This window comes from Methylopila turkensis (assembly GCF_027922325.1).
GTDB classification, from domain to species: Bacteria; Pseudomonadota; Alphaproteobacteria; order Rhizobiales; family Methylopilaceae; genus Methylopila; species Methylopila turkensis.
This window is the reverse complement of sequence record NZ_BSFL01000003.1, coordinates 1,061,440-1,073,160: the sequence shown is the minus strand read 5'-3', so window position 1 is coordinate 1,073,160 and position 11,721 is coordinate 1,061,440. Positions and strand designations below refer to the sequence as shown.

The window sequence follows — 11,721 nt, the reverse complement described above, 5'->3', positions numbered from 1 at the left end:
GTGTCCGACAACCCCGCAGGGTGAGCTAAAGGAGCGGAGCATGAGCGATCGGGACGCCCGGATCAGCGAGCTTGCGTACCGGATCTGGGAAGAGGAAGGCCGGCCCGAAGGGCGTGACGGCGACCACTGGGCCGAAGCGGAGCGGCGCTACGCCGCACAGTGGATGCCGCCCGCGGCGCCGAAAAAGAAGAAAACCATGTCGAAGGCCCAGCGGGCCAAGATTCTTAAGGGGCTGGCCGCCAAGCGCGCGGCGGCCGAAGCGGCGGCGTCCGCGCCGGCCGTCGTCCCGAAGCCGAAAAAGGCGAAAAAACCCAAAGCGGCGAAGGAATGAGGCGCCTTTTCCTGTTCTGAACGCGCGATCACGCTGGAACGCCGTTCGTTTCCCGCCGTTGTGATGGCGGGACCACGCGGGCGTCACGGTCCGCTTTCAGGCGAGGCGACACTTACATGGGCGATATCAAGACGAACCGCCGGGCCGAGGCCGGGCGGCCGTACCCGCTCGGCGCGACGTTCGACGGAGCGGGCACGAACTTCGCCTTGTTCTCAGCCCACGCGGAGCGGGTGGAGCTGTGCCTGTTCGATGAGAAGCAGAACGAGGTCGAGCGGATCACGCTTCCCGAGTACACCGACGAGGTCTGGCACGGGTATCTCGACGGGGTGCATCCCGGCCAGATCTACGGCTACCGCGTCCACGGGCCGTTCCGCCCCGAAGAGGGGCACCGCTTCAACCCCAACAAGCTGCTGATCGACCCTTACGCGAAGAGCCTGGTCGGCTCGATCGAATGGAACGAGGCTCACTTCGCCTACGACCTCCACGCCGCGGACAAGGACCTCACCTTCGATGAGCGCGACAGCGCGCCGTTCACCCCGAAATGCGAGGTGGCCGACACGGCCTTCGACTGGACGCGCGACACCAAGCCGGACATCCCGTGGGACAAGACGGTGTTCTACGAGACCCATGTCCGCGGCTACACCATGCTGCATCCGGCCGTGCCCGAGGGGCTGCGCGGCACCTTTGACGGCCTCGCTCAGAAAGAGGTCATCGACCACATCAAGGCGCTCGGCGTGACCTCCGTCGAGCTGCTCCCGGTCCACGCCTTCCTCGACGACCAGCACCTCGAGGGCAAGGGCCTGAAGAACTTCTGGGGCTACAACACCATCGGCTTCTTCGCGCCGATGGGGCGCTACGCCGGGGATCCGAACAAATCCGGCCGGGCCAAGCTCGCAAGCTTCAAGCACATGGTCCGCGCGCTCCACAACGCCGGTCTCGAGGTGATCCTGGACGTCGTCTACAACCACACCGCGGAAGGCAACGAGCTCGGGCCGACCCTGTCGTTCAAGGGCATCGACAACTTGAGCTACTACCGCACGCTGCCCGACAACCACCGCTACTACATCAACGACACCGGCACCGGAAACACGGTCAACATCAGCCATCCCCGCGTGCTGCAGATGGTGATGGACAGCCTGCGCTACTGGGTCGAGGAGATGCATGTCGACGGCTTCCGCTTCGACCTCGGCACCATTCTGGGCCGCGAGACCTACGGCTTCGACTCCCGCTCCGGCTTCTTCGACGCGATCGGCCAGGATCCGGTGCTGCGCGGCGTGAAGCTGGTCGGAGAGCCCTGGGACATCGGCCCCGGCGGTTATCAGGTCGGCGGCTTCCCCCCGGGATGGGCGGAGTGGAACGACAAGTACCGCGACAACGTCCGCGACTACTGGAAGGCGGGCGCCGGCCATCTCGGCGACTTCGCCGCCCGCGTCACCGGCTCCGGCGACATTTACGACCGGCAAGGGCGTCGGCCCTGGGCGGGCGTGAACTTCGTCACCGCCCATGACGGCTTCACGCTGCACGACGTCGTCACCTACAACGAGAAGCACAACGAGGCGAACGGCGAGGACGGCAAGGACGGCCATTCCGACAACCGCAGCTACAACTACGGCGTCGAGGGCGAGACCGACGACGAGGGCATCGTCGCCACGCGCGAACGGCAGAAGCGAAACTTCCTGGCGACGCTGCTGTTCTCTCACGGCACGCCGATGATCCTTGCGGGCGACGAGTTCGGCCGCACCCAGGGCGGCAACAACAACGGCTACTGCCAGGACAGCGAAATCTCGTGGGTCCACTGGGACCTCAACGAGAACAACGAGAAGCTGCTCGGCTTCACCAAGCGCCTCACCGCGCTGCGGGCGGAGCGCCCGATCCTGCGCCGCGCGAGCTTCCGCGACGGCATGGAGGTGACGTGGCTGAACCCCGGCGGCGGCGAGCAGACCGCCGAGCAATGGGGCGACGGAAACGCCGACTGCATCGGCTTGAAGCTGAAGACGGAGGACGACGAGGTCATCCTCATCTTCAACGCCCATGACGGCGCGGTGCCCTTCACGCTGCCCGAACGCGACGGGGGCGCTGAATGGTCGGCCTTGATCGACACCGCGGCCCCGGACGACGACCCCCGCAAGCTCGCCGGCGGCGAAGCCTTCGACGTCGCGGCGCGCTCGCTGCTGCTGCTGGAGTGAAACGCGGTCGGCCGCGAGGGATCCTGCGCAACGCCGCGGCGGATAACATCCCCCGCGGCGTCGACGCCCCGGGCGTCGCGCTCCACCCCTCGCCGCCGAGACACGAATGCGCCGAGTGAGGGCTATCTCGCGAAGAAGGCCGTAGAGACCCCGCGTCACGCGAAGCAAGACTGCAGCGGTTGCGGTTATAGGAATTTTTTCTTGCCGTTCGCAGCAAGATTGGGCATCGTGTCTCTGCCGTCTCCCATCCATGGAGGCGTCGCCGGGCCGTCCGGCGGCGCGGGAGGCGGGCGGAGCCTGCGCCAGGAGGGACCGGCCCTCCTGTCCCGGGAACCGGATCGTGGGGCGGAGATGGAATGCTCCGTCGGCAACACGTCATACCCCCGGCACTACGACCGGGGCGTGTCCAGAGCGTCTCGATCCTGCCGAAAACCGCGCATGGGGACGCCGCGGCGTCAGATCAAAGCGCAATTCACTCAGAGGCGTCGCGGCGTTCCCGTGCCTCCATCCGTCGTTTCGCAAGCCCCGACCGAGCGGCCTCCCCGGCGCCCCGCCGCGGAGCGATCGGGCGCGTTCCGCGCATCGGCCTGAGACGCGCGGGGAGACGGGGCGGGGCGCTGCGATTCCAGCGCGCCTCCGGCACGATCGCCTCAGCCCCTTTCACCGCTCTCGTTGTGCTTGCCCCCCTGATCGGCTAGGGTCCGGCCGCGCGCATGGCGTCTCCGTCCGGACGGAGACGACCGATTCCTGCGCGCCGCCGGACCGACGACCATCCGGTCAGACACGAAAAACCGGCAGGTGATATGGATTTCCTCAAGCCACGGTATACGCCGATGAACCGCCGCCGCCGCATCTATGAGGGCAAGGCGAAGGTCCTCTATGAAGGACCCGAGCCCGGCACGTTGATCCAGCATTTCAAGGACGACGCCACCGCCTTCAACGCCAAAAAGCATGAGGTGATCGACGGAAAGGGCGTCCTGAACAACCGGATCTCCGAGTTCGTCTTCCAGAACCTCAACGACATCGGCGTGCCGACGCATTTCATCCGTCGGCTGAACATGCGCGAGCAGCTGATCCGCGAAGTCGAGATCATCCCGCTCGAGGTCGTGGTGCGCAATGTGGCCGCCGGCTCGCTGGCGCAGAAGCTCGGCATCGAGGAGGGCACCCAGCTGCCGCGCTCGATCATCGAGTTCTACTACAAGAACGACGCGCTGAACGACCCGATGGTCTCCGAGGAGCACGTCACCGCCTTCGGGTGGGCGAGCCCTCAGGAGATCGACGACATCATGGCGCTCGCCATCCGCGTCAACGACTTCCTGTCCGGCCTGTTCCTCGGCGTCGGCATTCGCCTCGTCGACTTCAAGATGGAGACCGGCCGGCTCTGGGAGAACGACACGGTGCGGATCGTCGTCGCCGACGAGATCAGCCCCGACTCGTGCCGGCTGTGGGACATCAAGTCGAACGACAAGCTCGACAAGGACCGCTTCCGCCGCGACATGGGCGGGCTGGTGGAGGCCTACTCCGAGGTCGCGCGCCGGCTCGGCATCCTGCCGGAGTCCGAGGTCCCCAATGGCCGCGGTCCGGTGCTGGTGACGTCGAAAGACTGATGGCGCGTCTCTGACGCCGCGTTCATAGAACTGCCGACGCCCCGCTCCCCCGAGCGGGGCGTCGTCGTTTCGGAAGGGAGGATAATAATATGCCCATAAAGATCAGGGCTTTGGCGCTCGCCGTCAGCTGCGTGGCGTTCGCGGGCTCGGTCGCCGCGCAAGCGCCGGCTCCCGCGCCCGCCGCGGCGGAGGCCGACGATGCGGGACCGTCCATCAACATCGAGAAGGTGCTGGGCGAGGTCGGCGCCGGGTGGACCAAGCACTCGGCCACGGGCGAGAGCGTGACCTACATCTGCGACAAGGACAGCTGCGGCGGCCGCGGCGTGCTCGGGGTCAGCGCGGCCAAGCCGAGCGACGATTACCTCAAGAAGATCGTCGCCGATCCGAACGGCGCGCTGCCGAGCTTCAAATACGGCAACGAGGAGTCGATGAAGGCCACCGGCTGCGCGTTCAAGACCTACGACGTCAAGAAGCTGAGCGACAGCCGGGTCCAGATCGACAGCGCGGGCGGCTGCCCGGACGGCTCCTCCGCCGTGATGGCGACGATCTTCGACGCCAAGGCGAAGCGGCTGATGGCGGTTCAGGTGTTGACGAAGGGCGAGAGCGCTGCTCTCAAGCTGCGGGACGACAGCGCCGCGAAGATCGCGCAAGCGCTGGACGCCACATTGTAGTCCGCTCCACCGCCAGCGAGGTTCTCCCGGTCATGAAGGCGCGCGTCACCGTCACCCTCAAGAACGGGGTTCTGGATCCTCAGGGCAAGGCGATCGAGGGGGCGCTCGGCTCCCTCGGCGTCGCAGGCGTCGAGAGCGTGCGCCAGGGCAAGCTGTTCGACGTCGAGCTCGCGACCGAGGACCGCGCCGAGGCCGAAGCCACGCTGAAAGCCATGTGCGAAAAGCTGCTCGCGAACACCGTCATCGAGAGCTATCGCTACGACATCGTGGGGTGATCCCGATCATGACCGAAAGCTCAAGCCTCGCGCGCGGCCTCGCCGCCGCGGCGGCCCTCCTGCTCGCCGCCGGCGCGGCTTCCGCGCAAGGGGTGCCCGACATCATCGGCCCGAACGGCTCGTTCCGACTGCTGCCCGACGGCGCCAGCTGGGAGAAGTTCCAGACCGTGCGGCAGATCGGCGTGAAATGCGTCGACAAGGCCTGCGGCGGCGAGCGCGTGTTCTGCACCATCCAGACGCGGGCCGACGAGAAGGCGCGGCCGGGCGTGACCCTGCCGGACGAGACCGCAAAGGCCTTCGGCGACGGCGTGCTCGCCAACGCGCCGAAAGAGTTCAAGACGGACTACGTCGCTCCGTTCACGCCCAGGCGCTTCGGGCCAAACGCGGGGCACTGGGCCGAGCTGAAGGCCGAGGGCGCGCCCGGCAATCTGCGCTTCGGGCTGTTCCTCGTCGCCGCGAAAGGCTACGACGTCGCCTTCAACTGCGTGACGCCGTCCGAGAGCTGGGCGGCGCACCAGCCGAAGATCGAGGCCCTGCTCGCCTCGGTCCACATCACGCAGTAGCGCTCGTCGAGGACCTTAGGCCATGAACGCCGCCGTCATCGTCTTTCCCGGCTCCAACCGCGAGCGCGACGTCGCGGCGGCGTTGAAGGCGGGCTCCGGCAAGACGCCCGCCATGGTCTGGCACGCGGAGACCGAGCTTCCCGACGGCACGGACCTCGTGGTGCTGCCGGGCGGGTTCTCCTACGGCGACTATCTCCGCTGCGGCGCGATCGCTGCGCGGGCGCCCATTATGGACGCGGTGCGCGCCCACGCCGCCCGCGGAGGCCATGTCCTCGGCATCTGCAACGGCTTCCAGATTCTGGTCGAGAGCGGACTGCTGCCGGGCATCCTGACCCGCAACAAGGGCCTGCGCTTCGTCTGCAAGACCCAGCATCTCAAGGTCGAGCGCGCCGACACCCGCTTCACGAGCGGGTACAAGCCCGGCCAGGTCATTGAGGTCATCTGCGCCCACGGCGAGGGCAACTACTTCGCCGACCCCGAGACGATCGCGCGGATCGAGGGCGAGGGGCTGGTGGCGTTCCGCTATTGCGACGCCGCAGGAAACCTCGGCGGCTTCGCCAACGCCAACGGTTCGATCAACGACATCGCCGGCGTCTATTCCGAGCAGCTGAACGTTCTCGGCATGATGCCCCATCCTGAGAACCTGATCGACGCGGCCGTCGGAGGCGTGGACGGCCTCGCGATGTTCGCGGGGCTCGCGAAGGCGGCGTGATGGCGGCCGGAGCGATCCGGGTCGGGATCGGAGGCTGGACGTTCGAACCCTGGCGCGGCGCGTTCTATCCGGACGGCCTGCCTCAGAAGCGCGAACTCGCCTACGCCGCGGAGCGCCTGACCGCGATCGAGATCAACGCCACCTTCTACGGCGCGCAGAAGCCCGAGAGCTTCCGCAAGTGGGCTTCGGAGACGCCGGAAAACTTCGTGTTCGCGGTCAAGGGGCCGCGTTTCGCGACGCAGCGCCGTGTGCTCGCGGAGGGCGCTGAATCGGTCGCGCGCTTCCTCGACGGCGGCGTGACGGAGCTCGGCGCGAAGCTCGGCCCGATCCTCTGGCAGCTGCCCGCGACCAAGCGCTTCGATCCGGACGACCTCGGCGGCTTCCTGAAGCTGCTTCCGGCCGAGCGCCACGGCGTCAGGCTGCGCCATGCGGTAGAGGCGCGTCACGAGAGCTTCGGCGATCCGCGCTTCGTGGACATGCTGCGCGCGGCCGAGGCCGATGTGGCGCAGGTCGTCCTCGACGATCCGGACCATCCCATGATCGCGGACGTCACGGCGGACTTCGTATACCTGCGGCTGGAGCGTGCGCAGGAGGAGGTTGAGACCGGTTACGCCGAGGAAGAGCTGGACGCCTGGGCCAAGCGGCTCGCGGCCTACGCCAAGGGCGAGACGCCAATAGACCTGCCGGCGCTTGCGGCCAAGGCGCCGGAAGGGCTTCGCGACGTCTACGCCTTCTTCATCTCAGGCGCCAAGGTGCGGAACCCCGCCGCTGCACAGGCGATGATCGCGCGTCTGGACGGCTGAGCTCCGTCCGGCCGGCTTCTGGCGAGGCCTCGCCCGCGGCGTCATGCTTTCTTCACCTTACGCGAACCGCCTCGTTCATGCGGGAACGACGCGGCGCGCCACGCGTTCGAGCCCTGAGGGCGTACGCTCGGCGAAAGCCGAAGCGTGTTGGGGGATAAGCTGAAATGTCGGATGCGTCGGACGCGCACGGAAGGGGGTTCGAGCCTTCCGGGCCGCTCGTGAGCGCGGCTTCGGCCGCGATCATCGGGGTGATCGTGGTGGGCGTGCTCTATGTGGGGCGCGACCTGCTCATTCCGCTCGCGCTCGCGCTGCTGCTGAGCTTCGTTCTAGCGCCGCTGGTTAGTCGGGCGCGGCGGCTAGGCGTCCCGCGGACGCCGGCGGTGGTGAGCGTCACGCTGCTCGCTTTCCTTGCGCTGTTCGGCCTTTCGGCGCTGATCGCGGGCCAGGTGGGACAGCTCGCGGCGGACCTGCCGCAGTACCAGTCGACCATGCGCCAGAAGGCGCAGTCGCTCCGCGAGGTGACCGGCGGCAGCCGCACGTTGGAGCGCGCCGCGGAGCTGCTGCAGAGCCTCGGCCAGGAGCTGAACGCGCCGCAGCCGGAGGGCCGGACCATAGGCCCCGACGGCAAGCCCGCGAACGCTGAACCGGATCGGCCTATGCCGGTCGAAATCCACCCCCCCGCGCCAACCCCGCTGCAGAACCTGCAGGCGATCATCGAGCCGCTGATCCACCCGCTCGCGACGACGGGCATCGTGTTGATCTTCGTGATCTTCATCCTGCTGCAGCGCGAGGACCTGCGAAACCGGCTGATGAGCCTCGCCGGCGCGAACGACATCCAGCGCACCACCGCCGCGCTCGACGACGCCGCCAAGAGGTTGAGCCGGCTGCTGCTGACGCAGCTTGCGATCAACGTCTCCTTCGGCGTCGCGATCGGCTGCGGGCTTGCCCTGATCGGCGTGCCGAGTGCGCCGCTCTGGGGCGTGCTCGCGACGGTGCTGCGTTTCGTGCCGTATATCGGCGCGATCATCTCGGCGATCTTCCCGATGGCGCTGGCCGCGGCTGTCGACCCTGGCTGGACAATGCTGGCCTGGACCGCGCTGCTGTTCGTGATCACCGAGCCGATCGTCGGCCATATCATCGAGCCGCTGGCCTTCGGCCGCAGCACGGGACTGTCGCCGGTCGCGGTGGTGGTTGCGGCGACGTTTTGGACGGCGCTTTGGGGACCGATCGGGCTCGTTCTGGCGACGCCGCTGACGGTGTGCCTCGTCGTGCTCGGCCGTCACGTGGACGCGCTGCGCTTCCTCGACGTGATGTTCGGCGACCGGCCATCGTTGTCGCCGCCCGAGCTGTTCTACCAGCGCATGCTGGTCGGAGATCCCGCCGAGGCGGCGGAAAAGGCCGAGGAGTTCCTGCGAGAACGGTCGCTTTCCTCCTATTACGAGGAGGTGGCGCTGCCAGGGCTGATGCTTGCGAGCCGCGACGCCGTGCGCGGCGCGCTCGACGAACGCCGGATCGCGACCGTCCGCGCCGCGGCGGACGAACTGGTCGAAGACCTCGACGCGTGGAACGACGAAGATCCAACCGCCGCCGCGCATGAGCGGACGGACGACGCTGAAGCCGCTGACGCGGTCGATCGCGCGGCGCCGGACGCCTCGGCGGCGTCGCTGCCCGACGCCGGCGGGCCGCCTCCGCTGGTCGTGCGATGCCTCGGCGCCGTCGGAGCCATCGACCAGGCGGCCGCCGGCATGGTGCGGCAGGTGCTGGAAAAGCACGACGTCGCGGCCACGCTCGAGACCGACGATCTGGTCTCGGCGGCGGGAGAAGAAGGCCGGCTGGTGATCTGCATCGTGGCGCTCGCTCCGGGCGAGGCGCATCTCAGGCTGGCGGTGCGGCGGGTTCGCCGCCGCGCGCCGGGCGCGATGGTCGTGCTCGGTTGCTGGGGCGGCGAGGACTCCGTCGCCGGCGCCGCGCGCCGGGCGGGCGCCGACGCGGTCGGCCGCAGTCTGCCTGAGGTCGTCGCGCTCTGCCTCGCAGCGGGCAAGTCGCCGGACCTGGCCGGCGAATCCGCGGTCTCGACGGCGCCCGCGCTGCTCGCCGCGCGTAGCGCCTAAAACGCTGTCTCGGCGCCGATGGCGGCGAGGGCCGCCGTGGCGATCGCTATGTCGTCCTCGTCGGAGGCGGAGCCGATCCCGATCCCTCCGACGCATTGGCCTTCGATCATGATCGGCAGCCCGCCCGCCATCTGCGTGATCCGGCCGTGCGAGGCGAAGGCGAGGCCGGTCGCGATGTCGGCGGGTATTTTCGGAGTCGGTCGGCGGTGGGACGCCGAGGTCTGCGCCTTCGACCGAGCGGTCTCGATCGACAGGAACTTGGCGCCGTCCATCCGCGCCATGGCGAGATCGACGCCGCTCTCGTCCACGATCACCACGATCACCGGCGCGCCGATCGCCTCGGCGTGAGCGACCGCGGCGCCGATCATCGCGAGCGCGCCGGCGTGGGTAAGTTTCGGCGCGCTCCGGATGGCGGGCGGCTGTCCGCTCACGACAGCGAGCCCTTGACGCCCTCGACGAGGAACGCCTTCTGGTCGAGCTCCGGCGCGTAGTTGTCGAGGCTGGAGCCGGCGGCGACAATCTCGGCGCCCTTGTTGTCGCGGATTGGGCCGACATAGATCGGCTTGCCGGCCTTAAGGTCGGCGACCGCCGCGTCGGCGGCCTTGCGCGCCGCGTCCGGAGCGCCGGCGCCGAACGGGGTAAGCCGCACCATGTCCTTGTCGAAGCCGCCGACGAGCGTGTTCGGCAACGGCTGCCCTTTGCTCAGCAGCTCCGCGAAGCCCTTGTAGATGGTCTCGTACTTGAGCTCCGCGCCGGTGACGAACCCCTTGGGGGCGAGCGAGGCCTGCGAGGCGTTGTGGCCGCAGGTCTTCACGCCGCGGCCTTCGGCGGTCTGCACGATCACTTTCGGACTGTCGACGTGGCAGGCGATCAGGTCGCAGCCGGAGTCGATCAGAGAATTGGTGATCTCGGCCTCGCGCACCGGCAGCGACCAGTCGCCTGAGAACACCACCTGGACCGTGGCGTTCGGGTTCGACTTGCGCACGCCGAGGGTGAACTCGTTGATCGAGCGCAGCACGATGCTGATCGGTTTAGCCGCGACGAAGCCGATCCTTCCGCTCGCCGACGACAGCCCGGCCGCCACGCCCGAGGCGTAATGCGCCTGGTCGAGCGAGGCGAAATAGCCGCCGAGGTTCTTCGGGTGCTTGTCCGCGCTCCAGAGCGTGGTCGGGTGGCGGAACTGCACGTTCGGATAGGCCTTGGCGAGGTCGATCATGAACGGGTTGAAGTAGCCGAACGAGGTGCCGAAGATCAGGTTGGCGCCGTCGATCTCGATCATCGACTGCATGGTCTTGACGACGTCCACGCTCTCGGGGACGCGCTCCTCCTCGACCACGCGCACGTTCGGCGTCCGACGGAGCGCCTCGATCGCGACCGCGTGCGACTGGTTCCAGCCGAAATCGTCCTTCGGGCCGACATAGACGACCCCGACCGTCACCTCGCCCGCCGCGAGCGCGCGGCCGGCTCCAAGGCCGGTGGCGGCGACGCCCACGGCGGCCGCGCTCCGCTTCAGGAACGCGCGACGATCTTGCTGGCCCGCGAGGAGCCGCCCCCATGCTGCATCCGCCATGCTCCGCCCTCGCTCGGGACGCCCCGTCGGCGTCGGTCGAGGGTCATTATTGTATACATGAAATTACGATCAAGAATACAATATGGGCGCCGTTCGCGCAGGTTCTAGGCGCCGCGGCTCACGGCGCTCCGTAGCGCGCCAGCACGGCGGTGAGCGAGGGCTCGTCCTGAGAGGCCTGGTCCGGAAGCGCGCGGCCGATGACCGCCTGCAGGTGCTCGGCCATCAGCCGCATGGCGCGCTCTTCGTCGCCCGCGTCGAGCGCCGCGACGACGCCGCGGTGCTCGGCGGTCGAGCAGTCCGCCCGGTGCGCGCGGCCGTGGACCGCAAGGATCAACGAACTCCGCGACACCACTTCGGAGACGTAGCGTTCCAGCAGCGCGTTGCCGGTGAGCCGCGCCAGCACGATGTGGAACTCGCCGGCGAGGCGGCCGGCGCCGGCGTGATCCCCGCGCCGGCCGGCCGTGTCCTCGTCCTCGATATGGGCGAGGAGGGCGGCCTTGGCCGACGCGCTCCAGCAGCGTGCGAGGATCGCGACGACCTCGCGTTCGAGGCAGCGCCGGACCTCGAAAATGGCGCGCGCCTCGTCGGCGGTGGGGGCCGCGACCGTCGCCGTACGCTTTGGCCTTATGTCGACAAGCCCCTCCGCGTGCAGCCGGGCGAGGGCCGCCCGGACGATGGTGCGGCTCACGCCGAAATGGCCGCCGATCTCGTCCTCGCGCAGCTTCGCCCCCGGCTTGACCGCCTGTTCGATGATGGCGCGCCGGAGCGACTGGTAGGTGAGATCGGCGCGGCTGGAGGCTGACATGAGTCAGGCATAAGCGCCCGCACCTCGGGCCGCAACGGCCCCGGCGCGATCGTCTCGTATACGCGATGGCCGGCCGGACCGACGCTG

At 68.5% G+C, this 11,721-nt stretch carries 12 protein-coding genes; 9 read left to right on the top strand and 3 right to left on the bottom strand.

Translation table 11 applies throughout. The features are described from left to right. Window positions 1–40 precede the first annotated feature (40 nt). The 9 genes from PKE78_RS16255 to PKE78_RS16215 all read left to right on the top strand — a co-directional run bounded on the left by PKE78_RS16255 (window position 41) and on the right by PKE78_RS16215 (window position 9,259). Window positions 41–331: a DUF2934 domain-containing protein gene (locus PKE78_RS16255; protein ID WP_271201944.1), complete on the top strand. Its 291-nt coding sequence runs from the start codon at window positions 41–43 to the stop codon at window positions 329–331. 116 nt (window positions 332–447) lie between these two features. After that, entirely contained in the window at window positions 448–2,517 is a 2,070-nt protein-coding gene (gene glgX / locus PKE78_RS16250; RefSeq protein ID WP_271201943.1) for a glycogen debranching protein GlgX, read from the top strand. 803 nt (window positions 2,518–3,320) lie between these two features. Further along, window positions 3,321–4,124 carry a phosphoribosylaminoimidazolesuccinocarboxamide synthase gene (purC, locus tag PKE78_RS16245; RefSeq protein WP_271201942.1) on the top strand — a complete coding sequence of 268 codons (804 nt, stop codon included), beginning with the start codon at window positions 3,321–3,323 and terminating at the stop codon, window positions 4,122–4,124. 89 nt (window positions 4,125–4,213) lie between these two features. Continuing rightward, entirely contained in the window at window positions 4,214–4,795 is a 582-nt protein-coding gene (locus tag PKE78_RS16240; protein WP_271201941.1) for a hypothetical protein, read from the top strand. A gap of 32 nt (window positions 4,796–4,827) precedes the next feature. After that, a complete protein-coding gene (purS, locus tag PKE78_RS16235) occupies window positions 4,828–5,070 on the top strand; it encodes a phosphoribosylformylglycinamidine synthase subunit PurS (RefSeq protein ID WP_271201940.1) in 243 nt (80 codons plus the stop codon). Between the two features lie 8 nt (window positions 5,071–5,078). Beyond that, window positions 5,079–5,633, top strand: a complete 555-nt coding sequence (locus PKE78_RS16230; RefSeq protein ID WP_271201939.1) for a hypothetical protein — start codon at window positions 5,079–5,081, stop codon at window positions 5,631–5,633. Window positions 5,634–5,655: 22 nt separating this feature from the next. Further along, window positions 5,656–6,345, top strand: coding sequence for a phosphoribosylformylglycinamidine synthase subunit PurQ (purQ, locus tag PKE78_RS16225; RefSeq protein ID WP_271201938.1), 690 nt, complete (start codon window positions 5,656–5,658; stop codon window positions 6,343–6,345). After that, the gene (locus PKE78_RS16220; protein ID WP_271201937.1) at window positions 6,345–7,148 is read left to right on the top strand and encodes a DUF72 domain-containing protein; all 804 of its coding nucleotides are present in this window, start codon (window positions 6,345–6,347) and stop codon (window positions 7,146–7,148) included. Before purQ ends, PKE78_RS16220 begins: the two co-directional genes overlap by 1 nt. 164 nt (window positions 7,149–7,312) lie before the next feature. Next, complete coding sequence (locus PKE78_RS16215) at window positions 7,313–9,259, top strand: AI-2E family transporter (RefSeq protein WP_428981280.1); 1,947 nt, start codon at window positions 7,313–7,315, stop codon at window positions 9,257–9,259. On the opposite strand, the gene PKE78_RS16210 is transcribed toward PKE78_RS16215, so the two are convergent. From PKE78_RS16210 to PKE78_RS16200, 3 genes are all read right to left on the bottom strand, one after another. Continuing rightward, entirely contained in the window at window positions 9,256–9,690 is a 435-nt protein-coding gene (locus PKE78_RS16210) for a GlcG/HbpS family heme-binding protein (RefSeq protein WP_271201935.1), read from the bottom strand. The genes PKE78_RS16215 and PKE78_RS16210 overlap by 4 nt on opposite strands. Further along, window positions 9,687–10,829 carry a BMP family ABC transporter substrate-binding protein gene (locus PKE78_RS16205; RefSeq protein ID WP_271201934.1) on the bottom strand — a complete coding sequence of 381 codons (1,143 nt, stop codon included), beginning with the start codon at window positions 10,827–10,829 and terminating at the stop codon, window positions 9,687–9,689. The genes PKE78_RS16210 and PKE78_RS16205 overlap by 4 nt, the downstream gene beginning before the upstream one ends. Window positions 10,830–10,947: 118 nt before the next feature. Continuing rightward, on the bottom strand, window positions 10,948–11,634 hold the full coding sequence (locus PKE78_RS16200; protein ID WP_271201933.1) for a GntR family transcriptional regulator: 687 nt from the start codon (window positions 11,632–11,634) through the stop codon (window positions 10,948–10,950). Window positions 11,635–11,721: the final 87 nt, after the last annotated feature.